The organism is Burkholderia mycopellens (assembly GCF_964265025.1).
Classification (GTDB): domain Bacteria; phylum Pseudomonadota; class Gammaproteobacteria; order Burkholderiales; family Burkholderiaceae; genus Burkholderia.
The window spans coordinates 1,923,745-1,948,235 of the sequence record NZ_OZ183802.1; the positions used below are offsets into that span (position 1 = coordinate 1,923,745).

At 66.2% G+C, this 24,491-nt stretch carries 24 protein-coding genes, 4 tRNA genes and 2 pseudogenes; 16 read left to right on the top strand and 14 right to left on the bottom strand.

All coding sequences use genetic code 11. From position 1 onward, the window contains the following. Positions 1 to 13: 13 nt before the first annotated feature. The 5 genes and pseudogenes from ACPTTC_RS08875 to ACPTTC_RS08895 form a co-directional block, all read right to left on the bottom strand. Positions 14 to 1,567 (bottom strand): sugar ABC transporter ATP-binding protein, encoded by a 1,554-nt coding sequence (locus ACPTTC_RS08875; protein WP_423392228.1) that lies wholly within the window; start codon positions 1,565 to 1,567, stop codon positions 14 to 16. Next, positions 1,554 to 2,801, bottom strand: a complete 1,248-nt coding sequence (locus ACPTTC_RS08880) for an ROK family protein (RefSeq protein WP_423392229.1) — start codon at positions 2,799 to 2,801, stop codon at positions 1,554 to 1,556. The genes ACPTTC_RS08875 and ACPTTC_RS08880 overlap by 14 nt, the downstream gene beginning before the upstream one ends. A 359-nt stretch (positions 2,802 to 3,160) precedes the next feature. Further along, a tRNA-Leu gene (locus ACPTTC_RS08885) sits at positions 3,161 to 3,247 on the bottom strand. Positions 3,248 to 3,650: 403 nt separating this feature from the next. After that, positions 3,651 to 3,737: transfer RNA gene (locus ACPTTC_RS08890), tRNA-Leu, on the bottom strand. Positions 3,738 to 3,810: 73 nt separating this feature from the next. Next, positions 3,811 to 4,132 (bottom strand): annotated as a pseudogene (locus ACPTTC_RS08895) (hypothetical protein); the annotation flags it as partial. Between ACPTTC_RS08895 and ACPTTC_RS08900 the strand changes: the two are divergent. Continuing rightward, positions 4,090 to 4,500: pseudogene (locus tag ACPTTC_RS08900) on the top strand (MarR family winged helix-turn-helix transcriptional regulator); the annotation flags it as partial. The pseudogenes ACPTTC_RS08895 and ACPTTC_RS08900 overlap by 43 nt on opposite strands. A gap of 81 nt (positions 4,501 to 4,581) precedes the next feature. On the opposite strand, the gene ACPTTC_RS08905 reads toward ACPTTC_RS08900, so the two are convergent. Beyond that, a tRNA-Leu gene (locus tag ACPTTC_RS08905) sits at positions 4,582 to 4,668 on the bottom strand. A 249-nt stretch (positions 4,669 to 4,917) separates the two neighbouring features. On the opposite strand from ACPTTC_RS08905, the gene rnr reads away from it, so the two are divergent. From rnr to ACPTTC_RS08935, 6 genes are all read left to right on the top strand, one after another. After that, positions 4,918 to 7,404 carry a ribonuclease R gene (gene rnr / locus ACPTTC_RS08910; RefSeq protein WP_423392230.1) on the top strand — a complete coding sequence of 829 codons (2,487 nt, stop codon included), beginning with the start codon at positions 4,918 to 4,920 and terminating at the stop codon, positions 7,402 to 7,404. A gap of 148 nt (positions 7,405 to 7,552) precedes the next feature. Beyond that, positions 7,553 to 8,296 carry a 23S rRNA (guanosine(2251)-2'-O)-methyltransferase RlmB gene (gene rlmB, locus ACPTTC_RS08915; RefSeq protein ID WP_039358863.1) on the top strand — a complete coding sequence of 248 codons (744 nt, stop codon included), beginning with the start codon at positions 7,553 to 7,555 and terminating at the stop codon, positions 8,294 to 8,296. 97 nt (positions 8,297 to 8,393) lie between these two features. Next, positions 8,394 to 9,266, top strand: coding sequence for an N-acetylmuramoyl-L-alanine amidase (locus tag ACPTTC_RS08920; RefSeq protein WP_423392231.1), 873 nt, complete (start codon positions 8,394 to 8,396; stop codon positions 9,264 to 9,266). Positions 9,267 to 9,357: 91 nt separating this feature from the next. Next, positions 9,358 to 10,053, top strand: a complete 696-nt coding sequence (gene rpiA / locus ACPTTC_RS08925; protein ID WP_226201481.1) for a ribose-5-phosphate isomerase RpiA — start codon at positions 9,358 to 9,360, stop codon at positions 10,051 to 10,053. Positions 10,054 to 10,332: 279 nt separating this feature from the next. Further along, on the top strand, positions 10,333 to 11,049 hold the full coding sequence (locus tag ACPTTC_RS08930; protein ID WP_046545537.1) for a FadR/GntR family transcriptional regulator: 717 nt from the start codon (positions 10,333 to 10,335) through the stop codon (positions 11,047 to 11,049). Between the two features lie 101 nt (positions 11,050 to 11,150). Then, the gene (locus ACPTTC_RS08935; protein WP_423392232.1) at positions 11,151 to 12,137 is read left to right on the top strand and encodes a Gfo/Idh/MocA family protein; all 987 of its coding nucleotides are present in this window, start codon (positions 11,151 to 11,153) and stop codon (positions 12,135 to 12,137) included. A 52-nt stretch (positions 12,138 to 12,189) separates the two neighbouring features. Here ACPTTC_RS08935 and ACPTTC_RS08940 read toward each other — a convergent pair whose 3' ends face one another. The 7 genes from ACPTTC_RS08940 to ACPTTC_RS08970 form a co-directional block, all read right to left on the bottom strand. After that, positions 12,190 to 12,882, bottom strand: a complete 693-nt coding sequence (locus ACPTTC_RS08940; RefSeq protein WP_006484207.1) for an amino acid ABC transporter permease — start codon at positions 12,880 to 12,882, stop codon at positions 12,190 to 12,192. A gap of 122 nt (positions 12,883 to 13,004) precedes the next feature. Further along, positions 13,005 to 13,799 carry a cystine ABC transporter substrate-binding protein gene (locus ACPTTC_RS08945; protein ID WP_011351851.1) on the bottom strand — a complete coding sequence of 265 codons (795 nt, stop codon included), beginning with the start codon at positions 13,797 to 13,799 and terminating at the stop codon, positions 13,005 to 13,007. 100 nt (positions 13,800 to 13,899) lie between these two features. Then, on the bottom strand, positions 13,900 to 14,937 hold the full coding sequence (locus ACPTTC_RS08950; RefSeq protein WP_175952909.1) for a quinone-dependent dihydroorotate dehydrogenase: 1,038 nt from the start codon (positions 14,935 to 14,937) through the stop codon (positions 13,900 to 13,902). 98 nt (positions 14,938 to 15,035) lie between these two features. Further along, on the bottom strand, positions 15,036 to 15,866 hold the full coding sequence (locus tag ACPTTC_RS08955; protein ID WP_175952908.1) for an arginyltransferase: 831 nt from the start codon (positions 15,864 to 15,866) through the stop codon (positions 15,036 to 15,038). A 33-nt stretch (positions 15,867 to 15,899) separates the two neighbouring features. Beyond that, positions 15,900 to 16,664, bottom strand: a complete 765-nt coding sequence (gene aat / locus ACPTTC_RS08960; protein ID WP_226201484.1) for a leucyl/phenylalanyl-tRNA--protein transferase — start codon at positions 16,662 to 16,664, stop codon at positions 15,900 to 15,902. Between the two features lie 11 nt (positions 16,665 to 16,675). Further along, positions 16,676 to 17,221 (bottom strand): NUDIX hydrolase, encoded by a 546-nt coding sequence (locus ACPTTC_RS08965; protein ID WP_021161562.1) that lies wholly within the window; start codon positions 17,219 to 17,221, stop codon positions 16,676 to 16,678. A 183-nt stretch (positions 17,222 to 17,404) separates the two neighbouring features. Beyond that, positions 17,405 to 17,481, bottom strand: a tRNA-Met gene (locus ACPTTC_RS08970). Between the two features lie 197 nt (positions 17,482 to 17,678). On the opposite strand from ACPTTC_RS08970, the gene ACPTTC_RS08975 reads away from it, so the two are divergent. The 3 genes from ACPTTC_RS08975 to ACPTTC_RS08985 are packed head-to-tail and all read left to right on the top strand — an operon-like array spanning position 17,679 to position 19,704. Beyond that, positions 17,679 to 18,176 carry a heme-degrading domain-containing protein gene (locus ACPTTC_RS08975; protein WP_423392233.1) on the top strand — a complete coding sequence of 166 codons (498 nt, stop codon included), beginning with the start codon at positions 17,679 to 17,681 and terminating at the stop codon, positions 18,174 to 18,176. Between the two features lie 9 nt (positions 18,177 to 18,185). Further along, positions 18,186 to 18,518, top strand: a complete 333-nt coding sequence (locus ACPTTC_RS08980; protein ID WP_374101787.1) for a DMT family transporter — start codon at positions 18,186 to 18,188, stop codon at positions 18,516 to 18,518. Between the two features lie 31 nt (positions 18,519 to 18,549). Next, on the top strand, positions 18,550 to 19,704 hold the full coding sequence (locus ACPTTC_RS08985; RefSeq protein ID WP_423392234.1) for an enoyl-CoA hydratase/isomerase family protein: 1,155 nt from the start codon (positions 18,550 to 18,552) through the stop codon (positions 19,702 to 19,704). Positions 19,705 to 19,808: 104 nt separating this feature from the next. Here ACPTTC_RS08985 and ACPTTC_RS08990 read toward each other — a convergent pair whose 3' ends face one another. After that, a complete protein-coding gene (locus tag ACPTTC_RS08990) occupies positions 19,809 to 20,237 on the bottom strand; it encodes a hypothetical protein (RefSeq protein WP_006484223.1) in 429 nt (142 codons plus the stop codon). Between the two features lie 340 nt (positions 20,238 to 20,577). Here ACPTTC_RS08990 and ssuD point away from each other — a divergent pair, with 340 nt between their 5' ends. The 6 genes from ssuD (at position 20,578) to ACPTTC_RS09020 (ending at position 24,435) form a co-directional block, all read left to right on the top strand. Next, positions 20,578 to 21,735, top strand: coding sequence for an FMNH2-dependent alkanesulfonate monooxygenase (gene ssuD, locus ACPTTC_RS08995; protein ID WP_226201487.1), 1,158 nt, complete (start codon positions 20,578 to 20,580; stop codon positions 21,733 to 21,735). Between the two features lie 17 nt (positions 21,736 to 21,752). Further along, positions 21,753 to 22,565 (top strand): aliphatic sulfonate ABC transporter permease SsuC, encoded by an 813-nt coding sequence (gene ssuC / locus ACPTTC_RS09000; protein WP_423392235.1) that lies wholly within the window; start codon positions 21,753 to 21,755, stop codon positions 22,563 to 22,565. After that, positions 22,562 to 23,521, top strand: coding sequence for an ATP-binding cassette domain-containing protein (locus ACPTTC_RS09005; protein WP_423392236.1), 960 nt, complete (start codon positions 22,562 to 22,564; stop codon positions 23,519 to 23,521). Before ssuC ends, ACPTTC_RS09005 begins: the two co-directional genes overlap by 4 nt. Before the next feature lie 57 nt (positions 23,522 to 23,578). Next, a complete protein-coding gene (locus ACPTTC_RS09010) occupies positions 23,579 to 23,794 on the top strand; it encodes a TOBE domain-containing protein (protein ID WP_006476104.1) in 216 nt (71 codons plus the stop codon). Positions 23,795 to 23,936: 142 nt separating this feature from the next. Next, positions 23,937 to 24,134: a hypothetical protein gene (locus tag ACPTTC_RS09015; protein WP_048243884.1), complete on the top strand. Its 198-nt coding sequence runs from the start codon at positions 23,937 to 23,939 to the stop codon at positions 24,132 to 24,134. 55 nt (positions 24,135 to 24,189) lie between these two features. Beyond that, positions 24,190 to 24,435 carry a hypothetical protein gene (locus ACPTTC_RS09020; protein ID WP_226201490.1) on the top strand — a complete coding sequence of 82 codons (246 nt, stop codon included), beginning with the start codon at positions 24,190 to 24,192 and terminating at the stop codon, positions 24,433 to 24,435. The last annotated feature ends 56 nt before the right edge of the window (positions 24,436 to 24,491 follow it).

Sequence of the window (24,491 nt, forward strand, 5' to 3'; positions counted from 1 at the left end):
AAATGGACGAGGCTCAGTGCGCGTCGGCGAGTTCGGCTTGCGACCCGGTGGCGAGCGCGATGATGGCTTCCTGCGTGATGGGCGTCTGCGTGTAGCCGCCGAGTTCTCCGGCGATTTCGCCTTCGCGCATCACGAGCACGCGATCGGCGACACCGATGATCTCCGGCAGTTCGCTCGAGATCACGATGACACCCACGCCGGCCCGGGCCAGTTCGTTGATGATCCGGTAGATCTCGGATTTCGCGCCGATGTCGACGCCGCGCGTCGGTTCGTCGAGGATCAGCACGCGCGGCTTCGTCTCGAGCAGCCGCGACAACAGCACCTTCTGCTGGTTGCCGCCGGACAGCGCGCCGACGTTGACGTTCGCGTGGGGAACGCGGATCGACAGCGACGTGATGGCGTCGCGCGCGCGTTCGGCGCCGCGCGCGAGGTCGAGTGCGCCGAGCCGCGCATCGCGGTTGCAGACCGAGATGTTGATGTTGTCGCGCACGCTCATGTCGAGGAACAGGCCCTGGCGCTTGCGGTCTTCGGTCAGGTAGACGAGGCCGGCATCGATCGCGTCGCGCGGCGAGTGCGCGCCGAACGTGCGCTCGCCCACCTTCACATCGCCGCGCACGCGCGGCTCGGCGCCGAAGATCAGGCGCGCGAGTTCGGTGCGGCCTGCGCCGACGAGCCCCGCGATGCCAAGCACTTCGCCCGCGTGCAGGTCGAGGCTGCAGCCGCGCACACGCGAGCCGTCGGCGATGTCGCGTACCGACAGCAGCAGGTGGCCGGGGTCGTACGGCGCGTGTTCCTTCTTGTAGAAGCCGGAGATGTCGCGGCCGACCATCATGGTGACGAGACGCTCGGCCGACAGCGATGCGCGTTCGAGCGTGCCGACGTACGTGCCGTCGCGCAGCACCGACACCCGGTCGGACAGTTCGTAGATCTCCGCCATCCGGTGGCTGATGTAGATGATCGCGAGACCCTCCTCGCGCAACTGGCGGATCAGCCGGAACAGGTGCTCGGTTTCGCGCGACGACAGCGGCGTGGTCGGTTCGTCCATCACGAGGATGCGCGCACGGGTGTGCACGGCGCGTGCGATCTCGACGAGCTGCTGCTCCGCGATCGACAGCGTATCGACGAGCGTGTCGGGCCCGAACGATGCGCCCAGGCGCGCGAGCACGTCCTCGCAGCCGCGCGCCATCGCCGCGCGGTCGATCGTGCCCCAGCGCCGGTTGCCGCGCCGCAGTTCGCGACCGATGTAGATGTTTTCCGCGACGGTCAGATTCGGCGACAGGCACAGTTCCTGGTAGATCACCGCGACGCCCGCATCGCGCGCGGCAAGCGGGCCGTCGATATCGATGCGGGCGCCGTCGATCAGGATCTCGCCGCCGGCGTCGGCGCGGTATGCGCCCGACAGGATTTTCATCAGCGTCGATTTGCCGGCGCCGTTTTCACCCATCAGCGAATGGATCTCGCCGGGATAGGCGGTCAGGCTGACGTTGTCGAGCGCGCGCACGGCCGGGAACGTCTTGCTGATCCCGCGCATCTCGAGCAGCGGGCGGGGCGACTCAGATCGCGACATGGTTGACCTCCTGCGAGTCGGTGCGGGCGCCCTTGAGAATGCCGGCCCGCGGAGAGAAGTTGAAGAACATCGGCAGCGTGGCCGCGCCGATCGCACCGGCGTCGGCGCCGAACGTGCCGCGCACGAGTACCGGCGTGCCGCGCGCTTCGGGCGCGGTGGCCACGAGTGCTGCGCGCAGGCGCGCCGTGACCGCGTCGAGCAGGCCCGCGTCGGTATCGGCGTCGAGCACGACCACCGGCGCATCGATCACGCACAGCATTGCGCGCAGTGCCGGTGCCAGCGCGTCGACGCAATCGTCGATCCATTCGTCGACGGCCGGCAGGCCGCGGGCGATGCACGCTTCGAGATCGGCCCGGTTGTCGACCGTCTCGCCGTGATGGCGCAGGTGGCGCACCAGCGCATGCAGCGATGCGCGCGCGAGCAGGATGTCCCACGGGCCGCGCGGCGGCGGTGCGGAAGCCAGCCGGCTCGGCGGCACGGGAATCACGGCGATGTCGCCCGCATTGCCGGTCACCCCGCGCAGGCAGTCGCCATCGATCGCGATGCCGCCGCCGATTGCCGGCCCGATGAACAGGTAGACGAAGTCGTCGCACTGCCGGCCGTATCCGTAGAACAGTTCGGCGATCGCGGCCGCGTTGCCGTCGTTTTCGCCGAAGACGGGCAGCGATTGCGTGCGACCGAGGTCGGCCGCGAAATCGACGTCTTCCCACGCGCGGAACGTGTCGGGTGCGAGGCCGAGTTCGCGCATCCACGCGCCGAGGTTGTAGGGCTGCGCGACGCCGATGCCGGTCAGGCGCGCGCGCTCGTGGTCGGGGAGCAGGGCCTGCATTGCGTCGATGTCGTGGCGGACGATCTCGAGCACGTCGGCGGGCGGCGGCAGCAGCGTATCGTGCGAGCGTCGGCCGAGCACGTCGCCCGCGAAGTTGACGAGTGCCGTTTCGATGCGCATGCGGTCGAGATGGACGCCGATGCCGAACGCGCCGCGCGGATCGAGGCGGATCAGCGAGGCCGGCTGGCCGCGCTGGCCTTCGGTGCGGCCCGCGAATTCGATCAGCTTCGCGCCGGCGAGCGACGTGATGATGCTGCCGACCGCCGTTCCCGTCATGTTCGCAAGGCGGGCGAGGTCAGCCTTCGACGCGCTGCCCGCGCGACGCAGCGTCTTCAGCAGCAGGCGCTCGTTGTAACGGCGCACGTTGGCCGAGTTGCTTCCCTGGCCGAAGTGCGGGCTTCTCATGGCGTCTCCTTCCATGGTGCGCCGTTCGGCGGCGCATTAAATAAATCACGTTGATTTATTTAACCGCGTGAGCGGCGGAATGTCAGCTTAGGGAAATCCCGGTTTGTGGTGGAGGCGGGGATGCTGGTGCGGGGTGTCCGGAATCGGGGATAGGGCGCGGAGATCGAGGAAACCAAGCCAAGGGTGGCTTGTGGGGTAATCCGAACCCGGAGCGATGGGTTGTCGCCGGGTTTGCCGCGTGCCCTTACGGGCTCGCCAGCGCTGGCCGCGCAAACCGAAGCGACTGGTTTGCTCTCGGGATGGGGGCGTAGCCGGAAATGAAAAAAGGCCGGCTAGAAGCCGACCTTTTTGAATACAGATGGTGCCCAGGAGAGGACTCGAACCTCCACGATGTTGCCACCGCTAGGACCTGAACCTAGTGCGTCTACCAATTCCGCCACCTGGGCACGTTTTGCAGTAGCTGCTTGCTGCAAAGAAGCGAAATTATAGCGTGTATTGCGTGGCTGTCAACAGAATTTGAGGTCGCGAACGAAAATAATTGGGCGGGCTTGTTCGGGGCATCGGGCGGGGTGCGCAAACGTCGCGGTCGCCGACGTGCACCGTCGAATTTGCGATTCCGGTTGCGTACGTGAGCACATCAATTCCGCAGTCGGGAATGAAGAGAGATCGACTGGAAGCAGGCCGCTTTTGACAGCAGATGGTGGTCAGGAGGGGCGGTCATGCATGCGCGACCTCGGTTTCACTTGCAGGCGCAGCCTTCCGAGACCTTGCGCAAAGCGAGTAGGCGCGTTGCTTCCTGGGCCGGAAATGAAAAAAGGTCGGCTAGAAGCCGACCTTTTTGAATACAGATGGTGCCCAGGAGAGGACTCGAACCTCCACGATGTTGCCACCGCTAGGACCTGAACCTAGTGCGTCTACCAATTCCGCCACCTGGGCACGTTTCGCTTATTACTGCAGTGCGAAGACCGCTATTTTAGCGTGTTGGCAGAGTCTGTCAACACAATTTCATTCAAGGCGATAAAAATATTACCCCTCGCGCGACAGATTCTCGCGCGCCCGTTGGATCAGCACGTTTCGCGGGGAAATTCCAGCGCTGGGCCCCTGGCTCGTGTCGACGCGGGCCGGCAGCAGTCCGGCGGTGACGAACGTGTCGGCGATCTTCTGCTGCTCGCCAAAGTTTCGCGCGACACTGCGCGGACGACGTAACTGCGGCGCGCGTTCGTCGTCGCGTCGAGCCCGCAGATCGGCGCGAGTGTATTCGCGGCCTCCTGCGGGTGGTCGCGCAGCCATGTGGCCGCCTGCGACAGCTGGTCAAACAGGATCTGAAACTGAGAGGGCGGGGTTCGTGCTCGTGAAGGCACGCAATCTGATCACGTCCGAGATGGATGCGGCGTTGAGGGATCTCGATATCACGGGGCAGCAAATGGGTGTCCTGCTGTCCCTGCGCGCCGGCAGTTCGGCGACGCCTTTCGAATTGTCGAAGCTGCTCGGCGTCGACACCGAGCTGATGACGCGTTCGCTCGACAAGCTGAAGGGGAAGGGGCTCGTCGAGCGGTCGCGTAGCGTGAGCGATCGGCGGGTGGTGAACCTCGCGCTGACCGAAGCGGGGTCGGCGGTTGCCGTGCAGATTCCGGAGATTGCGCCGAAGGTGCTCAACGCCCGCTTGCGGAAATTTTCGAAGGCCGAGTTTGACGAACTCATCGGCGAGCAAGCCAAGCGCCGTTCATTCGCGCCGGAAATGAAAAAAGGCCGGCTAGAAGCCGACCTTTTTGAATACAGATGGTGCCCAGGAGAGGACTCGAACCTCCACGATGTTGCCACCGCTAGGACCTGAACCTAGTGCGTCTACCAATTCCGCCACCTGGGCACGTTTTGCAGTAGCTGCTTGCTGCAAAGAAGCGAAATTATAGCGCCCCAATTATTCGTGTCAACACTTTTTTGCGATGCATCGCAAACCGGGCGCCGCCGCGCCTGCTGGCGGCATTCCGGTCTTTTGGTGACACAGGCGGATGATAGAATGACCCGCCGCCGTCAATATAGAACTGTCTGAAGGACACCTCTATGTTGATGCCGTGCACCATCAATCAACGCAACGAGAACAACCATCGACAAACCCTTGAGCAAATATCCGTACCCCATTCCGAGCCGTGAAGAAATTCTCGGCGTGCTGCGTACGAGCGACGCGCCGCTGGCCGCCAACGACATCGCAGAAGCACTGTCGATCAAGCGTCAGGAGCGCGAGGGGTTCTTCCGGCGTGTCGCCGCGATGGAACGCGACGGCCAGATTCGCCTCGACAAGCGCGGCCATTACCAGTTGACCCATCCGTCGAATTTCGTCGCCGGGCGCGTGCAGGGGCATCGCGACGGCTACGGGTTCGTCATCCGCGACGACGGCCAGGACGACCTGTTCCTGCCGAACGGCGAAATGCAGAAGGTGATGCACAACGATCGCGTGCTCGCGCGGATCGTCGGCTACGATCGCCGCGGCCGCCCGGAAGGGCATGTCGTCGAAGTCACCGAGCGCGCGAACAAGCGCGTGATCGGTCGCCTGCTCAACGAGAACGGCGCGCTGATCGTCGCACCGGAAGACAAGCGCATCGGCCATGACATCCTGATCACGCAGAACGTGAAGAAGGCGAAGGTCGGGCAGGTCGTCGTCGTCGAGCTGACCGATTTCCCGAGCCGCCATTCGCAGCCGCTCGGCCGTGTCGTCGAGGTGCTCGGTGACATCGACGATCCGGGCATGGAAATTGAAATCGCGGTGCGCAAGTACGGCGTGCCGCACGAGTTCAGCCAGCCGGCGCTCGACGAAGCGGCCGCGCTGCCCGACAAGGTGCGGCCGACCGACCTGCGTTTCCGCGTCGACCTGCGCGATGTGCCGCTCGTGACGATCGACGGCGAGGACGCCCGCGACTTCGACGACGCCGTCTACTGCGAGCCGGTCAAGGTCGGCCGTGGCGACGGCTACCGGCTGATCGTCGCGATCGCCGATGTATCGCACTACGTACAGCCGGGCAGCGGGCTCGATGCCGATGCGCTCGAGCGCAGCACGTCGGTCTACTTCCCGCGCCGCGTGATTCCGATGCTGCCGGAGAAGCTGTCGAACGGCCTGTGCTCGCTGAATCCGCATGTCGACCGCTGCGTGCTCGCGTGTGACATGGTGATCACCGCGCGCGGCGAGATCAAGGCGTACCAGTTCTATCCGGCCGTCATCCATTCGGCTGCGCGCCTCACGTACACCGAAGTCGCCGCCGTGCTGTCGAACACGAAGGGGCCGGAGGCTGCGCGCCGCGCGGACCTGCTGCCGCACCTGCAGGACCTGTACGGCGTCTACAAGTCGCTGTTCGCCGCGCGGCAGAAGCGTGGCGCGATCGACTTCGACACGACCGAGACCTACATCGTCTGCAACTCGCAGGGCAAGATCGAGCAGATCGTGCCGCGCCAGCGTAACGATGCGCACAAGCTGATCGAGGAATGCATGCTGGCCGCGAACGTCTGCGCGGCCGACTTCCTGAAGCGTAACAAGCATCCGGGCCTGTACCGCGTGCACGCGGGGCCGACGCCGGAGAAGCTCGAGAACCTGCGCGCGTTCCTGCGCGGCATGGGCCTGTCGCTCGGCGGCGGCGACAAGCCGCATGCGAGCGACTACGCGGCGCTGATGGCGCAGATCCGCGACCGGCCCGATGCGCAGATGCTGCAGCCGATGCTGCTGCGCTCGATGCAGCAGGCCGTCTACAGCCCGGACAACATCGGTCACTTCGGTCTGGCGTACGAGGCGTACGCGCACTTCACGAGCCCGATCCGCCGTTATCCGGACCTGCTCACGCACCGCGCGATCTACGCGATCCTGTCGGGCAAGAAGTATGTGCCGAAGGCACCGGATGGCTTCGAGCTGAACACCGCGCTGTCGCCGCGTGCCCGTGCGATGCAGCAGGCCGACGACGAAGCGCGCGGCCGCTCGCGCTCGAACAACACGGCGATCTGGGAAGAACTCGGACTGCACTGCTCGGCGAACGAGCGACGCGCGGACGAAGCGTCGCGCGATGTCGAGGCATGGCTGAAGTGCTATTTCATGCGCGACAAGCTCGGCGAGGAATACGGCGGGATGGTGAACGGCGTCACGTCGTTCGGCATCTTCGTGCAGCTCGACACGCTCTTCATCGAAGGGCTCGTGCACGTCACGGAACTTGGCTCGGACTACTTCCAGTACGACGAGATCAAGAACGAGCTGCGCGGCGAACGCACGGGCATCCGCTATCGCCTGTCGGATCGCGTGCGCGTGCAGGTGAGCCGCGTCGATCTCGATGCACGCAAGATCGACTTCCGTCTCGTGCGCGATACGCCGGTGAAGGTGCCGCGTCCTTCGCCCGCGCCGGCTTCCGCTGGCGGCGCTGTCGACCGCGGCAACGGCAACGGCCCGCGCGTACGCGCGCTGCCGCAGGCGGAGGAGCCTGCACTGCGTCGCAAGAAGGCCGCGAGCGCGCCGAGCGTCGCGGTGAAGGAAGCGCGCGCCGCGCGTGCCGCCGCGAAGAAGAAGGGCGCAAGCGGCGGCGCGGCGGCGAAGCCGGCCGCGAAAAAGACGCGCGCCCGCAAGAAGTATTGAGCATTCGGGGCGGCGTCAGCGTCCGCCCTGCAGTATCGAGAGACGCCGCGTTACCGGTCATCAGCCGGCAACGCGGCGCTTTCCTTTTCCATGGATCGCGGCTGCGCGCGTCGCGCGGCCGCATGTTTGATCGAAGGTTGTTCCAGTCATGTCACGTCTGAAGGTTCTTTACGGTTTTCATGCGGTGACCGCACGTTTGCGGCACGATGCATCGACGGTTGCGGAGGTGCTGTACGACCAGACGCGCCGCGACCGCCGCATGCAGGACTTCCTGCACACCGCGAAGGAAGCGGGCGTGCGGCTGATCGCGGCCGACGAAACGCGCCTGTGGGGCCTCGCCCATACCGAGCGTCACCAGGGCGTCGTCGCGCGTGTCGAGGACATCCCGCTCGCGCAGAACCTGTCGGAGCTGCTCGACGGCATCCAGGGCCCGGCGCTGCTGCTGGTGCTCGACGGTGTCACCGATCCGCACAACCTCGGCGCGTGCCTGCGTGTTGCCGATTCGGCTGGCGCGCACGCGGTGATCGCGCCGCGCGACCGTGCTGTCGGCCTGAACGCAACCGCGGCCAAGGTCGCGAGCGGCGCGGCCGATACGGTGCCGTACATCACGGTGACGAACCTCGCCCGCGCCCTGCGCGAGCTGAAGGACGCCGGCGTGTGGATCATCGGCACGTCGGACGAGGCATCGGCAACGCTCTACGAAACGAAGCTCGACGGCCCCGTCGCGCTCGTGATGGGCGCGGAAGGCGAAGGCATGCGCCGGCTTACGCGCGACACCTGTGATGAAGTGATGAGCATTCCGATGGCCGGCAGCGTGGAAAGCCTGAATGTGTCGGTCGCAAGCGGCGTGTGCCTGTACGAAGCCGTGCGCCAGCGGCGCGTGAAGGGCTGACGCAGCCCGTTCCGCGCGCCCTGCGCGGGCCTCGAATGACCCGAACGACGCGTGCCGCGATCCGATGCGGCACGCGGCTCTCCGGAGTTCGCAACCGATGACCCTGATTCGCGTTGGTGCATCCTGCGCCGTGCTGTGCCTGCTGGCCGCCTGCACGTCGCCGTCGCTCGTCGAACGCGGCACCTACTACGCCGACACGAGCTTGCACGCGCGCGGCGCCGATTCGCGGATCCGCTTCCTCGTGATGCATTACACCGAAAGTGACGAGGCGAAATCGCTGCGCACACTGACGGGCGATTCGGTCAGCGTGCATTACGTCATCCCGCCGCAACCGCGCAGCGAGCGCGGGATGCCGGTCGTCTACCAGCTCGTTCCGGAATCGGAGCGTGCATGGCACGCGGGCGTCAGCGAGTGGCAGGGCACGACCGAGCTGAACGCGGTGTCGATCGGCATCGAGAACGTGAACCGCGGGCCGCTCGATCCGCAGAACCGCACCTGGCAGCCCTATCCGCCCGAACAGGTCGCGGCGCTGACCCGGCTGTCGAAGGACATCGTCGCGCGCTACGGGATTCCGCCGACGCGCGTGGTCGGGCACAGCGACATCGCGCCGCAACGCAAGATCGATCCGGGGCCGCTGTTTCCCTGGCATGCGCTGGCCCAGGCCGGCGTCGGCGCGTGGCCGGACGATGCGACCGTGACCGCGCGGCTCGGCGGTCGTGATCCGCATGCGCCGGCCGACGTGCGCGAACTGCAGATCAAGCTCGCGCGCTACGGTTACGACGTGGCCACCGATGGGGTGCTCGACGCACGCACGCGACGCGTGTTCGCGGCGTTCCAGATGCATTTCAGGCCGTCCGACTACGCGGGCAACCCGGACGCCGAAAGCGACGCGATCGCGCAGGCGCTGCTCGACAAGTACTTCCCCGGCACGCAACCGGCGGACGACGCGCCTGCGGCGGGCGCACCCTGAATCCACAGTGCACGGCGTACCGAAAAACGCGGGCCGTCATCCGAGTCCGGTAAACTGGCGGTTTTCCGCAATCCCGCAGCATTACCACTCCATGACTCAAGACGAACTCAAACGCCTCGTCGGCCAGGCCGCCGCTGATTACGTGATCCAGAACGTGCCGGAAGGCGCCGTGATCGGCGTCGGCACCGGCTCGACCGCCAACTGCTTCATCGACGCGCTCGCCGTCGTCAAGGCGCGCTATCGCGGCGCCGTGTCGAGCTCCGTCGCCACGACCGAGCGCCTGAAGTCGCACGGCATCAAGGTGTTCGACCTGAACGAGGTCGACTCGCTGCAGGTGTACGTCGATGGCGCCGACGAGATCGACGCGAGCGGCGCGATGATCAAGGGCGGCGGTGGCGCGCTCACGCGCGAGAAGATCGTCGCGTCGGTGGCGGACACGTTCGTCTGCATCGCCGACGCCAGCAAGCGCGTGCCGGTGCTCGGCGCGTTCCCGCTGCCGATCGAGGTCGTGCCGATGGCGCGCACGGCGATCGGCCGGCGCGTGACTGCCCTGGGCGGCGTGCCTGTGCTGCGCGTGACGAAGGACGGTGCGCCGTACATCACCGACAACGGCAACGAGATCATCGACGTGAAGGGGCTGCAGATCGCCGATCCGCGCGGCTTCGAAGCGCAGGTGAACGCATGGCCGGGCGTCGTGACGGTCGGCCTGTTCGCCGAGCGCGGCGCGAATCTGTGCTTGCTCGGCACGGAAAACGGCGTTGAAACGATCGTCTATTCGGTTAATTGAAAGGCATGACAAGCAGTCCGTAATGACGTGTCATATACCGTAATGGACTGAATGTTTAAATCTTGTGGAAATCGGGGCCCGGCAGGCGCAATGCGCTTCCCGGGCCTTATTTTTAGCCGTATAAATCACCCCGACAAAAAGAGGGATAACCCTGTCAGGTGTTTACCAGATAGCGAAATGTCCTCGAACTCATCAACTTATAGATCATAAGAACAGTCGTAACCAGGGCCGGCGGAACTGCGGAGCAGGTGTTCGCAAATCGACGCACGGGGAGGTGTCATGGAGCAGGGCAAAGACCGGTCACTGGTCGCCAAAGTGATGGATGGGCTTGTCTCGGGTATCGTCGAGGACAAGTACGGCGGCATCTTGCCGCCGCAGGACGTGCTGTCGAAAGAGTTCGATGTGAGTCGCACCGTGATGCGGGAAGCATTGTCGATGTTGCTTGCGCGCGACATGCTCGACGTGCGTCCGAAAGTCGGCACGCGCGTGCGGCCGATGCGTGACTGGCGGATGATCGACGAAGACGTGGTGAGCTGGCGATTCCGGGCGAAACCCGATCCGCAGTTCATGCGCGATGTCATCGAATTCCGGATGCTGATCGAACCGCGTGCGACCGCGCAGGCGGCAGTGCGTGCAACGGCTGCCGACATCGCGGGTATCCGCGAAGCGTTCGATGCGTTCAAGGTGCTGCAGCCGGGAGACCCTGGCTACGACACTGCAGACGAGTTGCTGCACACGCGGATCGTCCAGGCGAGCGGCAACCAGTTTTTCCAGCAGATGGCGGCGATCGTGCGCGGTGCGGTGCGTCTCGTGAATCCGCGTGTCGTGCAGAAGGAAGGTGCGCACGACATCGTGGTGAAGGCGCATGCGCGTGTGGTCGACGCGATCGAGCGGCGCGACCCGCGCGAAGCCGAAGCCGCTTCGCTCGCGCTGATCGATTTCAGCGCCGACGAGATCTCGCGCGATTTCTCCGTCGACGTACCCATGCGCGCCTGACGCTGCGTTTGTCGCTCATCCGTGTGCCGCCGGGCCGTTTATCATGACGGCCAGCCGGCAGCGTGCCGGCCATCGTCATACGACCGACACGGAAGATCAGGATGAACGACAACGACCCTCACCCGGTGCGCTTCGGCATCGTCGGTGCAGGCAGCATCGCGCGCCGTTTCGCGCAAAGCCTCGCACACGTGCCGGGAGCCACGCTCTCCGGTGCCTGGGCCCGCCGCGCCGATGCCACGGCAGACTTTTGCGGCGCATACGGTGGTACGCCTGCTGCAAGCCTCGAAGCACTCCTCGCGAGCGATATCGACGCGGTCTACATCGCGACGCTCCATGACACTCACGCGCAGTACACGCTGGCCGCGCTTGCTGCGGGCAAGGCCGTGCTGTGCGAAAAGCCCGCGACGCTGAACGCGGCGCAGCTCGACACGGTGCTGCGTGCGGCATGCGACGCCGGGCGGCTTTTCATGGAGGCGATGAAGCCTCCGTTCTTTCCGCTGTACCGTCAGTTGCGCGCGCATCTGCATGACGATCCGATCGGCGAGATCCGGCTCGTGCGGGCAGGGTGTGCATCGTCGTCGGTCCCGGACGACCACTCCGTCTATCGCCTCGATCGCGCGGGCGGCGCGCTGCTCGATATCGGGATCTACGAGGCTTTTCTCGCGGTCGACTGGCTAGGCGCGGCGCTCGACGTGCAGACGCTCGGCCGCGTCGGCGCGACGGGTGTCGACCTGTTCGCGAGTCTGAACAGCGTGCATGCGAACGGCGGGATCGCGCAGCTCTTTTGCGGGCTCGACGTGATGGGGCGTGGCGACGCGCTGATCGCCGCGGCCGGCGGCCACGTGACGATCCACGAGAAGTGGTGGAACCCCGCGCGTGCGACGATCCGCTACGCGGACGGGCGCACCGTCGAACTCGATGCGCCGGTCGACGGCGGCGGGCTGAACTACGAGACCGCGCATTTCTGCGACCTGCTGCGCGCGGGCAAGACCGAAAGTCCGATCATGACGCACGACCATTCGCGGCGGATGATCGCGATGACCGATGCCGCGCGAGCGGCGCTCGGTGTGCGCTATTTGGGGGAATAAGCGGGAAGAAGGGTGCCGGGCGCGCGCGTGCGGCCCGGCGGACGGCGTGCGCTCAGTGCCGCGACGGCAGCGACAGGCGTTTTTCGTACCAGCGCTGCACCCATTCGAGGATCTGGCACAGGATCCAGTACACGGCCGCGGCGGCAAGATAGAGCGGCAGCGGTTGATAGGTCGCCGCGATCACTTCCTGCGCGCTGCGCAGCAGTTCGGTCACGGTGATCACGGACACGAGCGACGTGTCCTTGATCAGGCTGATCAGGCTGTTCGACAGGCTCGGTACCGCGATGCGCAGCGCCTGCGGGCCGATCACGTAGCGCAGCGTCTGTCCCCACGACAGCCCGAGGCTGTACGCGGCGAGCCATTGGCCGCGCGCGATCCCGTTGATTGCGCCGCGCATGCTTTCCGACATGTAGGCCGCGACGTTCGCGGACAGCGCGATGACGCCGGCGGGCGTCGGGTCGAGCGAGATGCCGAGGCTCGGCAGCCCGTAGTAGATGACGAAGATCTGCACGAGCAGCGGCGTGCCGCGCATCAGGCTCACGTACGCGCGTGCCAGCCACGCGAGCGCGTTGACCCAGATGCGTTCGAAGCCGTCGAGCGCTTCGCTTTGCCGGATGCCCATCATCGCGAGCACGACGGCGCCAAGCAGGCCGAACACCATCGACAGCACGGCGAACTTGACGGTCAGAACGGCGCCCTGGGCGAGCACCGGCAGCGATTGGACGAGCAGGGACGTTGTCGACATGGAATGCGAATCGAAGGCGTGCGCGAAAGCGCAATCATAAACCGGACGAACAAAACAAAGGGCGGCATCGTGACGGATGCCGCCCTTTCCGGCCCGCCGTCAGGCGGGAAATGCAGGCGTGCTTACTTGATCGGCTTCGTCACGTCGATGCCGAACCACTTGTCCGAGATCTTCGTGAAGGTGCCGTCCGCTTCGAGTTGTGCCATCGCGTCGTCGATCGCCTTCTGGAACTTCGGGTTGCCCTTCTTGAACGGGATGCCCGACGGGTTCGCCGAGCCGACGTTCGCACCCGGGCGCAGCGGCAACTGCGAGTTCTTGGTCAGGTACGCGAGCATCAGGCGGTCGTTGAGCGCCGCGTCGAGACGGCCGGCCGCGAGGTCGCGCAGGTACTCGGGCGCGCCCGGGTACGTCTTCACGTCGATGCCGGGCACCGACTTTGCCATGTCCATGTAGTTCGTGCCGAGCGCGACGCCGAGCTTCTTGCCTTTCAGGTCTTCAAGCGACTTGAACTGGCGCGTGTCGTCGTTGCGCTGGATCAGTTGCGCGGACGAGTACGTGTACGCGGGCGAGAAGTCGAGCGTTTCCTTGCGCTTGTCGGTGATGCCGACCTGGTTGGCGATCACATCGAACTTGCCGGCCTGCAGGCCCGCGATGATGCCGCTCCATTCGGTCGTCACGAATTCGGCCTTCACGCCGAGCTTCGCGGCCACGGCCTTCGCAATGTCGACGTCGAAGCCGACGAGTTCGCCTTGCGGATTCTTCGAGTTGAACGGCGGGAACGTGCCTTCGAGGCCGACCCGCAGCGTGCCGCGTTGTTTCACCTGGTCGAGGAGGTCGGCCGCATGCGCGGTGGCGGCAGCGAACGACGTGCCGATCAGGCCGGCAACCAGCAGCTTCTTCAGCAGCGCAATCTTCATCGTGTGTTTCCTTGCCCTGTCCGGGTCATTGATTCTGATAACGGGGCCGATGATAGCAAAAATGCAATCGACCGCTAAATACCGTTTGTTTATGCCTATATTACGCGGTGCGTTCGCGGGCGACGGCCTTCACGCATTCCGCGACGAGCGAAGGGCCGCGGTAGATGAACCCCGTATAGAGCTGCACGAGCGCCGCGCCGGCCGCGAGCTTTTCACGGGCATCCTCGCCCGAGAAAATGCCGCCGACGCCGATGATCGGCACTTCGCTGCCGACTTCGGCGTGCAGCTTGCGGATCACTTCGTTCGACGCCTTGAACACGGGGCGGCCCGACAGGCCGCCGGCTTCGTCCGCATGCGGCAGGCCCTGGACGGCCGCGCGCGACAGCGTCGTGTTGGTCGCGATGACCGCCTCGATCTTGTGGCGCAGCAGCGTATCGCCGATTTCCTTGACCTGTTCGTCGTCGAGATCGGGCGCGATCTTCAGGGCGAGCGGCACGAGCTTGCCGTGCAGGTCGGCGAGGCGCTGCTGCTTGTCCTTCAGCGCCGCGAGCAGCGCGTCGAGCTCGCCCGCACCCTGCAACTGGCGCAGGTTCTTCGTGTTCGGCGACGAGATGTTGATCGTCACGTAGCTCGCGAACGGGTACACGCGCTCGAGGCAGTACAGGTAGTCCTCGGCGGCGCGCTCGATCGGCGTATCGGCGTTCTTGCCGATGTTCAGGCCGAGGATGCCGCGATAGCGGGCGGCCTGGACGTTCTTCACGAACTGGTCGACGCCGTGGTTGTTGAAGCCCATCCGGTTGATCAGCGCGTCGGCCTGCGGCAGGCGGAACATCCGCGGGCGCGGGTTGCCGGGCTGCGGGCGCGGCGTGACCGTGCCGACCTCGATGAAGCCGAAACCGAGCGCCGCAAGGCCGTCGATGGCCGCGCCGTCCTTGTCGAGGCCGGCCGCGAGGCCGACCGGGTTGCGGAACGTGAGCCCCATCACGGTGCGCGGCGCGTCGGGCACGCGGGCCGACAGCGCGCAGGCAAGGCCCGTGCGGCCGGCCGCGCCGAGCGCGCGCAGCGTGAGGTGGTGAGCGTCTTCCGCATCCATCTTGAACAGGGATGCGCGGGCCAGCGGATAGAGGGAACTGAACACGGGAATTGGGCGGGCAGCCGGAATGAATGACAACCCACTATTTTACCGGGAGTTCAGCGGCAGGGGCGCGCTTCGCTTCGTCGCCCCCGCGGCGCGCGTCAACCCGAGCCGGAATGTCCGCCCGGCAACGGCGCACGGGCCAGCGCCGCGTCGACGGGCGGCAGGTCGATCCGTTCCGGATCGAGGATCTTCCAGCGGCCATCGATCAGCCCTTCGAGCGGGTGGAAGTTTGCCTTGTACGCCATCTTCGGGCTTTCGCGGATCCAGTAGCCGAGGTACACGTAGGGCAGGCCGAGGCTTTTCGCCTGCTCGATCTGCCACAGAATGTTGTAGGTGCCGTAGCTCGTGTGCTGGTCGTCGGGCTCGAAGAACGTGTAGACGGACGACAGCCCGTCGCCGAGGATGTCGATCATGCTGACCATGCGCAGCTTTCCGGGCTCGCCGCCCGGGGCGTCGAGGTCGCGGAATTCGACGAGGCGCGAATTGATCCGGCTCTGCAGCAGGAATTGCTCGTACTGGTCGCGGCTGTCGCGATCCATGCCGCCGCCCGCGTGGCGGGCGGACTGATAGCGCATGTACAGCGCGTAGTGTTCTTCGTCGTAGTGCAGCGGCGAAACTGTCGCGACGAGCGCGCGGTGCCGCTTCCACATCCGGCGCTGCGTGCGCGACGGCGCGAACGCGTCGACGGGCACACGCACCGGCACGCAGGCACGGCAGCCGTCGCAGTACGGGCGATATGTGAAGACGCCCGAGCGCCGGAAGCCGGCCTTGACGAGCTCGGTGTAGATGTCGGAATTGATCAGGTGGCTCGGCGTCGCGACTTGCGAGCGCGCGACGCGGCCGTCCAGATAGCTGCACGGATAGGGCGCCGTTGCATAGAATTGCAACGCCGAAAGCGGTGAAAGCGGCAGCTCAGTCGGGTGAGTCATGGGCAGCTCTCGATGCAGGGGAGGAGTGCCGCGCTAGCGTTCGATTCCGGAGGGGGCCGCCGGTTCGGTGCGGGCCGTCAGCGCGGCGAGCACGCGCTTGTCGAATTCCCACGGAATCGGCGGTTCGGCTACCGCGCTGCGCACGTGAGCGACAAAGGCCTTGCGTGCGATCTCGCGGCCGCCGAGCGACGCTAGATGCGACGTATTCTGCTGGCAGTCTATCATTTCCAGCCCCTGCTCGCGAAGGTGTGCGACGAGCGTGGCCAGCGCGATTTTCGATGCGTCGGTCGCGTCCGCATACATCGACTCGCCGAAAAACATCCGCCCGAACGACACGCCGTACAGGCCGCCGACGCGTCGCCCGCCGTGCCACGTCTCGATGCTGTGCGCGTTGCCGGAGCGGTAGAGCGACGTGTACGCGTCGATGATCTCGGCCGTGATCCACGTGCCGCGCTGCCCGCGGCGCGGCGCCTGTGCGCACGCGCGCATCACGCCCGGAAAGTCGTGGTCGACGCGCACCTCCCATTCGGGCTCGCGCAACACGCGCTTCAGCGTCTTGCGCAGCGAAGGCGACACCTTGAATTCGGCCGGCACGAGGATCATGCGCGGGTCGGGGCTCCACCACAGCACGGGCTGGCCGTCGGAATACCACGGGAAGATGCCGCGCCGGTACGCGTCGATGAGGCGCGACGGCAGCAGGTCGGCGCTCGCGGCGAGGAGCCCTGGCGCGCCGGTCGCGGGACCGAGCGCGCGTTCGATGGGCGGAAACGGATCGTCCGGGCCGAGCCAGGGGACCATGGGGCGGGGGCTCAGCCGTTGCGCAGCGAGCGGAAGATGTCGCCAGTGTGCACGCCGTAGTCGCCCGCGGCGCGATCGGCGAAGAAGAATCGCAGGGTCTGGCTGACGGTCGGGAACGCGATCTCGTCCCACGGGATGTCGGCTTCGTCGAACAGCTTCACTTCGAGGCTTTCCTCGCCGGCCTCGAACCCCGGATCGGTGAGCCGCGCGAGGTAGAACAGGTGGACCTGATGCACGTGCGGCACGTTGAGCAGCGTGAACAGGTTCTGCACCTCGACGCGCGCGCCGGCTTCCTCGAGCGTTTCGCGTGCGGCGGCTTCAGCCGTCGTCTCGCCCATTTCCATGAAGCCCGCGGGCAGCGTCCAGAACCCGTAGCGCGGTTCGATCGCGCGGCGGCACAGCAGGATCTGATCGCCCCAGACCGGGACCGTGCCGACGACGTTGCGCGGATTCTGGTAGTGGATCGTGCCGCAGTGATCGCAGACGAAGCGTTCGCGGTTGTCGCCCGGGGGAATGCGCGCGATGACTTCGTGACCGCAGACGGAGCAGAATTTCATGTCGAGTGGAAGGGACGAGGTGATGCGAGTGTATCACCGGGGCGCGGCATTCTTGAACGCCTGCGCGTGCAGGCCGCGTGTCGCGCGAAGTGGCGGGCGCGGGTGCGCGAGGCGGGACGGCGAGTGCGACGGGAAAACAAAAAGCCCGGCGCTGGGCCGGGCTTTTTGCGTCATTCTGGACGTTGGTTGCGGGGGTAGGATTTGAACCTACGACCTTCGGGTTATGAGCCCGACGAGCTGCCAGACTGCTCCACCCCGCGTCCGTCGAAGAAATGAATTATAAGGAGTAACCCGAGTGCGTGCAAGCGCTTTCTGACAATTTCTTGTCGCCGCTTGTAGGGACGGTACGGCATGGGCGTGCGCTAGAATCGAGCGGTTTGTTTCGTTTCCTTGGCAGCGGGGCCGTGCGCGATCGCAGTGGCGCCGTTGCAACTCTCACTACTGTATCGACGGATTCATGGACATCGCTCACGATCTGCAATCGATCGGCGCGCAGGAACAGGCGCTCGTGTTTCCCCATTTCGACCCGGCCCGCGCGTGGGCGCTCGGCAACCGGATGCACGCGCTCGCGACGTCGCGCGGCCATGCGATCGCGATCGACATCGTCACGTTCGGCCAGCCGCTGTTCTACGCGGCGCTCACCGGCGCCACGCCCGACAATGCCGACTGGGTGCGCCGCAAGCGCAACGTCGTTGCGCATTTCCGCCGTAGCTCGTATGCGATCGGCCTGCGCATGCAGCAGGCCGGCGCGACGCTCGCCGACAAGCACGGGCTGCCGATCGCCGAATATTCGCCGCACGGCGGCTCGTTCCCGTTGACCGTCGCCGGTGCCGGCGTGATCGGCTCGATCACTGCGTCGGGGCTGCCGCAGCGCGCGGACCACGAATTCGTCGTCGAGGCGCTGTGTGCCGAGCTCGGCCACGACTACGCGGTGCTGGCCCTCGCAAGGAGCTGAGCGATGCAACTGCCCGGTTACGCATGGCTCGCGATCGCGATCGTCGCGGAAGTGATCGGCACGTCGGCGCTGCGCGCGGCGGACGGCTTCACGCGCCTCTGGCCGTCGTTGCTGGTCGTCGCCGGCTACGGCATCGCGTTCTACTGCCTGTCGCTCACGCTGCGCACGATGCCTGTCGGCATCATCTATGCAGTCTGGTCGGGCGCCGGCATCGTGCTGATCACGCTCGTCGCGATGCTGCTCTATCGCCAGGTGCCGGACCTGCCGGCCGTGATCGGCCTCGGCCTGATCGTCGCCGGCGTCGTGGTGTTGAACCTGTTTTCGAAGATGCAGGCGCACTGAGCATGCGACTGCCATTTGCCGGATGACCCTCATGACCGATTCCACTTCCGCTGCCGTTTCCGCCGAATCCGCTCAGCCCGACGTGCGCACGTATGTCGTGAACCGCATCGGCTTTCTCGAACTGAACCGGCCGAAGGCGCTGAACGCGCTGTCGGTCGGCATGATCCGGCTGATGCAGCAGGCGCTCGACGCGTGGCGCGACGATCCCGAAGTCGTCGCGGTCGTCGTGCACAGCCCGCATCCGCGCGCGTTCTGCGCGGGCGGCGACGTGCGTTTCTTCCACGATGCGTGGCGGCGCGGCGACCGCGATGCGATCGACACGTTCTTCATCGAGGAATACACGCTCAACCACACGATCTTCACGTATCCGAAGCCCTATATCGCGCTGATGCACGGTGTCCTGATGGGCGGCGGCATGGGTATTTCGCAGTCGGCGCGGCATACGGGCGGCCTGCGTGTCGTGACCGACTCGACGAAGATGGCGATGCCGGAAACGCGCATCGGCCTGTTCCCGGACGTCGGGATGAGCTGGTTCCTCGCGCGCACGCCCGGCGCGATCGGCCGCTATCTCGCCGTGACCGGCGCGACGCTCGATGCGGCCGGCGCGCTGTACGCGCAGCTCGCTGACGTCTATCTCCCCGATGCCGCACTGCCGGCGCTGCTCGATACGCTGCGCGGCGCGCGCATCGACAGCGGCGAGCAGGCGGTCGCGTGCGTGGCCGCCGCGGCCGCCGCGCACAAGGTCGTGCCGACGCCCGACACGTCGGCGCTGGCCGACGCGCGTGCCGGGATCGACCGGCATTTCGCGCAGCCGGACATCGGCGCGATCCTCGCGTCGCTCGACGCCGAGCAGGATTGCGCGGCCGTCGACGGATGGGTCGAGAAGGCGACCCATGCGATGCGCGAACAGTTGTCGCCGCTGTCGATGGCCGTGTCGCTGGAAGTCGTCGAACGCGCACGCGGCGCGACGATGGCCGACTGCTTGCGCCGCGATCTCGATCTCACGCGCTCGACGTTCGTGCGCGGCGACGTGATCGAAGGCGTGCGCGCGCTGATCGTCGACAAGGATCACCAGCCGGCCTGGCGCTTCAAGTCGTCCGCCGATATCGATCGCGCGGACCTGCTGGCGATGTTCGACAGCCCGTGGACGCCTGATACGCATCCGCTGCGGAAACTCCACGACTGACCGAAGCGCGAGCTGGAAACAAAATGGCCGCCTGCATCTGCAGGCGGCCATTTTCATGGGTATCGACCGGTTGGCGGTCGAAGGGCGTAGCGCCTGCGTCCGCGTTATTCGTCGCCGGCGTCGTCCGACATGAACGCGCGCATGAATACGAGGGCACCGAAGCCCCATACCGCGTTCGCCGCGAAGCCGGCTGCGAGCACGGGCATCATGTTGCCCGACGGCCAGATGCCGCGCAGCGGATCGATCGCGAACACGCGGGCGGCCGTCAGCACGATGCCGCCGAACACCAGTGCGCCGATCCACGATGCCTCGCGCTCCGGCGAGACGCGCAGCAGCCATGCCATCGGGATCGCACAGCACGCGCTGATCAGTGCATTCGCGACAAATTCAGGAATGCCGAGCGGCGCGAACGGCTGCGTGGAGAAGCCGGTTGCGGCGATCAGGTCGGCCGTATGGAGGAGTGCGAGCGTGGCTTCGCGGAAAAACAGGGCGGCCAGGAAGCCGGACAGGAATGGCAGGATGACTTTCTGCATCGATGAGTGCACCGCAGGCGCGCACAGCCGGGGCCGTCCGCGCGGAGTTATTCGGATAGGTGCGTCATTATAGGGCCCGCCCGCCGCGATATTCGCTCCAGCGTCGTGCTAATCACGAAAGCGGAAAACCTAAGCTCAAAAAAATCGTTCCAAAGCCCTGCACCGATCCCTAGACTGATTTCCCAGAAACAGCCGTGCAATCGCGTCCTCGCCCGCTGCACGGCCTGACCGGCGAGCCATCCCGATTCGAACGCACACCATGCATGCGCCGCTCATCCGCGACGCGAGCAGGGCGGTGTTTTTTCAAATTCCGGCAAGGACAGTCAAGCAGGAGCAGCAGATGAATGTGTTCTGGTTTATCCCCACGCACGGCGACAGCCGCTATCTCGGCACGGCCGAAGGTGCGCGCGCCGCGGATTACGATTACTTCAAGCAGGTCGCGGTGGCGGCCGATACGCTCGGCTACGAGGGCGTGCTGCTGCCGACCGGCCGTTCCTGCGAGGATGCGTGGGTCGTTGCATCGAGCCTCATCCCGGCAACGCAGCGCCTGAAGTTCCTGGTTGCCATCCGTCCCGGCATTGCATCGCCGGGGCTGTCGGCGCGGATGGCCGCAACGTTCGACCGCCTGTCGGGCGGCCGCCTGCTGATCAACGTCGTGACCGGCGGCGATGCTGCCGAACTCGAAGGCGACGGCCTGTTCGCGGATCACGATACGCGCTACGAAATCACCGACGACTTCCTGAACATCTGGCGCGGGCTGCTGTCCGCGTCGCACGACAACGGCGGGTTCGACTACATCGGCAAGCATCTGCAGTCGAAGGGCGGCAAGGCACTTTATCCGCCCGTGCAGCGTCCACATCCGCCGCTGTGGTTCGGCGGCTCGTCGCCGGCCGCGCATGAGATCGCGGCCGATCACATCGACACCTACCTGACCTGGGGCGAGCCTCCCGAGGCCGTCGCGAAGAAGATCGCCGATATTCGCGCCCGCGCGGAGGCACGCGGCCGCAAGATCCGGTTCGGTATTCGTCTGCACGTGATCGTGCGCGAGACCGAGGACGAAGCATGGCGTGACGCCGAACGCCTGATCAGCCGCCTCGACGACGAAACCATCGCACGTGCGCAGAAGGCGTTCGCGAACATGGATTCGGAAGGCCAGCGCCGGATGGCCGCGCTGCACGGCGGCAAGCGCGGCGGCCGCGAGGCGCTCGAGGTGTATCCGAACCTGTGGGCCGGCGTCGGTCTCGTGCGCGGCGGCGCGGGCACTGCGCTCGTCGGCAATCCGGAGCAGGTCGCGGAGCGCATGCGCGAATACGCGGATCTCGGCATCGAGACCTTCATCCTGTCCGGCTATCCGCACCTGGAGGAGTCGTACCGTTTCGCGGAACTCGTATTCCCGCTGATCAAGGGCAACGGTGCGGCGAAGGCGACCGGCCCGCTGTCGGGCCCGTTCGGCGAGATCGTCGGCAACAGCTATCTGCCGAAAGCGGCGCAGAGCTGAGCGACAGGAGGCCTGCGATGACAACGAAAACGTCGACGACGGGCGCGGCCGTGGCCGCCCGCGCATGGCGCGGCGTCGCACCGTGGCTCGTGCCGCTTGCGCTGCTGGTGGCATGGGAAGTCGGTGCGCGCATCGGCTGGCTGTCGACCCGCGTACTACCGGAACCCGTGGCGGTCGTGCGAGCGGCGTGGTCGCTCGTGGCGTCGGGTGAAATGTGGGCGAACGTGAAGGTCAGCACCTGGCGCGCGCTGTTCGGTTTCGCGATCGGCGGCGGCGTCGGCCTCGCGCTGGGGCTCGCGACCGGCTTGTCGAAGGCGGCCGAGGTTGCACTCGATTCGACGATCCAGATGATCCGCAACATCCCGGCGCTCGCGATGATTCCGCTCGTGATCCTGTGGTTCGGCATCGACGAGAAGGCGAAGCTGTTCCTCGTTGCGCTCGGCGTGTTCTTCCCGGTCTACATCAACACGTACCATGGGATTCGTTCGGTCGATGCAAACCTGATCGAGATGGCGAAGAGCTATGGCGTGCGTGGCTTCGCGCTGTACCGCGACGTGATCCTGCCCGGTGCGTTGCCGTCGATTCTCGTCGGCGTGCGCTTTGCGCTCGGGCTGATGTGGGTGATGCTGATCGTCGCGGAAACGATCTCCGCGCAGTCGGGCATCGGCTACATGACGATGAACGCACGTGAATTCCTGCAAACCGACGTGGTGGTGGTCGGCATCCTGCTGTACGCGGTGCTCGGCAAGCTGGCCGACGTGCTGGCGAAATGGCTCGAGCGTGTGACGCTGCGCTGGCACCCCGCGTATCAATCGGGAGCAAAGGCATGAATGCGACGACTTCGGCGGCCGCCTACGGCCCGCTCGCCGGCGCAGACCTCGAGGCCGAACTTGCGCAGGCGCGTGTCGCGGACAGCGACGCGCGGGACGCGGCGGTTCTCGAACGTGACGGCAGCGCATCCGTCGTTCCGCTCGCGCGGCGACGGCCAGGAAGCCCGGCACCCGACGATGCAGTGACATTGTCGGGCGTCAGCAAGCGCTTCGGGGCGCGCACGGTGCTAGACAACGTCGAGCTTGGCATCGCGCGCGGCAGTTTCGTCGCGATCGTCGGACGCAGCGGCTGCGGGAAATCGACGCTGCTGCGTCTCGTTGCCGGGCTCGAGCAGCCGAGCAGCGGCGCGCTCGAGACGCGCGGCGAGGGCGGCGGCGAACTCGATACGCGGATCATGTACCAGGATGCGCGCCTGCTGCCGTGGAAAACCGTGCTGCAGAACGTGATGCTGGGCCTCGGGCGCGGCGCGCGCGACCGGGCACGCGCAGTGCTCGATGAAGTCGGCCTGCTGGAACGTGCGAACGACTGGCCCGCGCAACTGTCGGGCGGCCAGCGGCAGCGTGTCGCACTGGCCCGTGCGCTCGTGCACCGGCCTCAACTGCTGTTGCTCGACGAGCCGCTCGGCGCGCTCGACGCGCTGACCCGCATCGAGATGCATGCGCTGATCGAGCGGTTGTGGCGCGAGCATCGATTCACCGCGCTCCTCGTCACACACGACGTGCAGGAGGCCGTCGCGCTCGGCGATCGCATCCTGCTCATCGAGCAGGGGCGGGTGGCGCTGGATCAGCCGGTGCCGCTCGACCGGCCGCGCGCCCGTGCGTCGGCGGCGTTTGCGGCGCTGGAGGATCGCGTGCTGAAACGCGTGCTCGCCGGCGGGCCCGGTGCGGCCGATCAGGGCGCGGTGCATGAGACAGACAACGTTCGACCGGTCGGGCAGATCCGCTGGGCCGTTTAAATCCGGGCGGCAGCGGCCGCCCGTTCTGAGATCTTTTTCTTCGGAGCGATCAACCTGATGAGCATCACTGCAATCAACGTACGTAACCAGTTCAAGGGCAAGGTCAAGGAGATCATCCGCGGATCGGTGGTCTCCGAGGTCGACGTCGAGACGCCGTTCGGCATCGTCACGTCGGTGATCACGACCCGTTCGGTTGACGAACTCGAACTGAAGGTGGGCGCGGAAGTCGTCGCGCTCGTGAAATCGACGGAAGTATCGATCGCGCGCCTCTGAGCCCGCGTGTCCTGCGCCGGCGCGGCGCCGCGGGCAACCTGTCCGTCGGCGCCGTTCGGCATTGGTGCAGCGCGTTTGCCTTGGTATTCGACGTCCGGACGAAGTGCTAGGATGGAGCGACACCGATGCCGGAGGCGAACGCATGACCCCCATCCTTTCCCCCGAAGCCATCGAGGCGCTGAAGTGGATCGACCAGTTCGGCGAAAGCCGACCGGTTCCCGCTGCGTTCGACGACGTCGTCTACGCGTTGCTGAACGAGGGGCTGATCTACCAGGCGACGGCCGACCGGGTCGACCTGACGGCCGATGGCAAATCCTTTTTATCCGACGAATACGATTGAGCGCACGGCGCCGGCCGCGCGGGCGGCTTGGCGCTGCGTCGCCACGGAGCGTGCGATGGAACCGAGAGGCAGCGACCTCGGCGATTTCAGCGAGCCGTACCGCGGCTTCGAGATCGAGGTGAAGACCGAGCAGGTCTGGGACGGCGAGCATGCGCATTACCGCGTGCTGCAGGGTGAGGCCGTGCGGATCGACTGGCGGCTCGTCAAGGTCGACGGGATGCTGCTGACCGAACGGCGCGTGATCGAGCGCGTGCTCGACGAGGCGCGGCGGGCCGTCGATGCGGAGCTGGGCGACGGGTAGTCAGCGTGCCGGGCAGGCACGGCCCGTCTTGCGGTAAAATATCGGGTTGTTTCCGC

Excerpts from the sequence above, each read along its gene's own strand:
- ACPTTC_RS08875 (WP_423392228.1), bottom strand. The coding sequence starts at position 1,567 with ATGTCGCGATCTGAGTCGCCCCGCCCGCTGCTCGAGATGCGCGGGATC.
- ACPTTC_RS08975 (WP_423392233.1), top strand. The coding sequence starts at position 17,679 with ATGGACATCGCTCACGATCTGCAATCGATCGGCGCGCAGGAACAGGCG.
- ACPTTC_RS08940 (WP_006484207.1), bottom strand. The coding sequence starts at position 12,882 with ATGTCGACAACGTCCCTGCTCGTCCAATCGCTGCCGGTGCTCGCCCAG.
- ACPTTC_RS09015 (WP_048243884.1), top strand. The coding sequence starts at position 23,937 with ATGACCCCCATCCTTTCCCCCGAAGCCATCGAGGCGCTGAAGTGGATC.
- ACPTTC_RS08965 (WP_021161562.1), bottom strand. The coding sequence starts at position 17,221 with ATGAAATTCTGCTCCGTCTGCGGTCACGAAGTCATCGCGCGCATTCCC.
- ACPTTC_RS08920 (WP_423392231.1), top strand. The coding sequence starts at position 8,394 with ATGACCCTGATTCGCGTTGGTGCATCCTGCGCCGTGCTGTGCCTGCTG.
- rpiA (WP_226201481.1), top strand. The coding sequence starts at position 9,358 with ATGACTCAAGACGAACTCAAACGCCTCGTCGGCCAGGCCGCCGCTGAT.
- ACPTTC_RS09010 (WP_006476104.1), top strand. The coding sequence starts at position 23,579 with ATGAGCATCACTGCAATCAACGTACGTAACCAGTTCAAGGGCAAGGTC.
- ACPTTC_RS09020 (WP_226201490.1), top strand. The coding sequence starts at position 24,190 with ATGGAACCGAGAGGCAGCGACCTCGGCGATTTCAGCGAGCCGTACCGC.
- ACPTTC_RS09005 (WP_423392236.1), top strand. The coding sequence starts at position 22,562 with ATGAATGCGACGACTTCGGCGGCCGCCTACGGCCCGCTCGCCGGCGCA.
- ACPTTC_RS08930 (WP_046545537.1), top strand. The coding sequence starts at position 10,333 with ATGGAGCAGGGCAAAGACCGGTCACTGGTCGCCAAAGTGATGGATGGG.
- ACPTTC_RS08990 (WP_006484223.1), bottom strand. The coding sequence starts at position 20,237 with ATGCAGAAAGTCATCCTGCCATTCCTGTCCGGCTTCCTGGCCGCCCTG.
- ACPTTC_RS08955 (WP_175952908.1), bottom strand. The coding sequence starts at position 15,866 with ATGACTCACCCGACTGAGCTGCCGCTTTCACCGCTTTCGGCGTTGCAA.
- ACPTTC_RS08945 (WP_011351851.1), bottom strand. The coding sequence starts at position 13,799 with ATGAAGATTGCGCTGCTGAAGAAGCTGCTGGTTGCCGGCCTGATCGGC.
- ACPTTC_RS08935 (WP_423392232.1), top strand. The coding sequence starts at position 11,151 with ATGAACGACAACGACCCTCACCCGGTGCGCTTCGGCATCGTCGGTGCA.
- ssuD (WP_226201487.1), top strand. The coding sequence starts at position 20,578 with ATGAATGTGTTCTGGTTTATCCCCACGCACGGCGACAGCCGCTATCTC.
- aat (WP_226201484.1), bottom strand. The coding sequence starts at position 16,664 with ATGGTCCCCTGGCTCGGCCCGGACGATCCGTTTCCGCCCATCGAACGC.
- rlmB (WP_039358863.1), top strand. The coding sequence starts at position 7,553 with ATGTCACGTCTGAAGGTTCTTTACGGTTTTCATGCGGTGACCGCACGT.
- ssuC (WP_423392235.1), top strand. The coding sequence starts at position 21,753 with ATGACAACGAAAACGTCGACGACGGGCGCGGCCGTGGCCGCCCGCGCA.
- ACPTTC_RS08880 (WP_423392229.1), bottom strand. The coding sequence starts at position 2,801 with ATGAGAAGCCCGCACTTCGGCCAGGGAAGCAACTCGGCCAACGTGCGC.
- ACPTTC_RS08985 (WP_423392234.1), top strand. The coding sequence starts at position 18,550 with ATGACCGATTCCACTTCCGCTGCCGTTTCCGCCGAATCCGCTCAGCCC.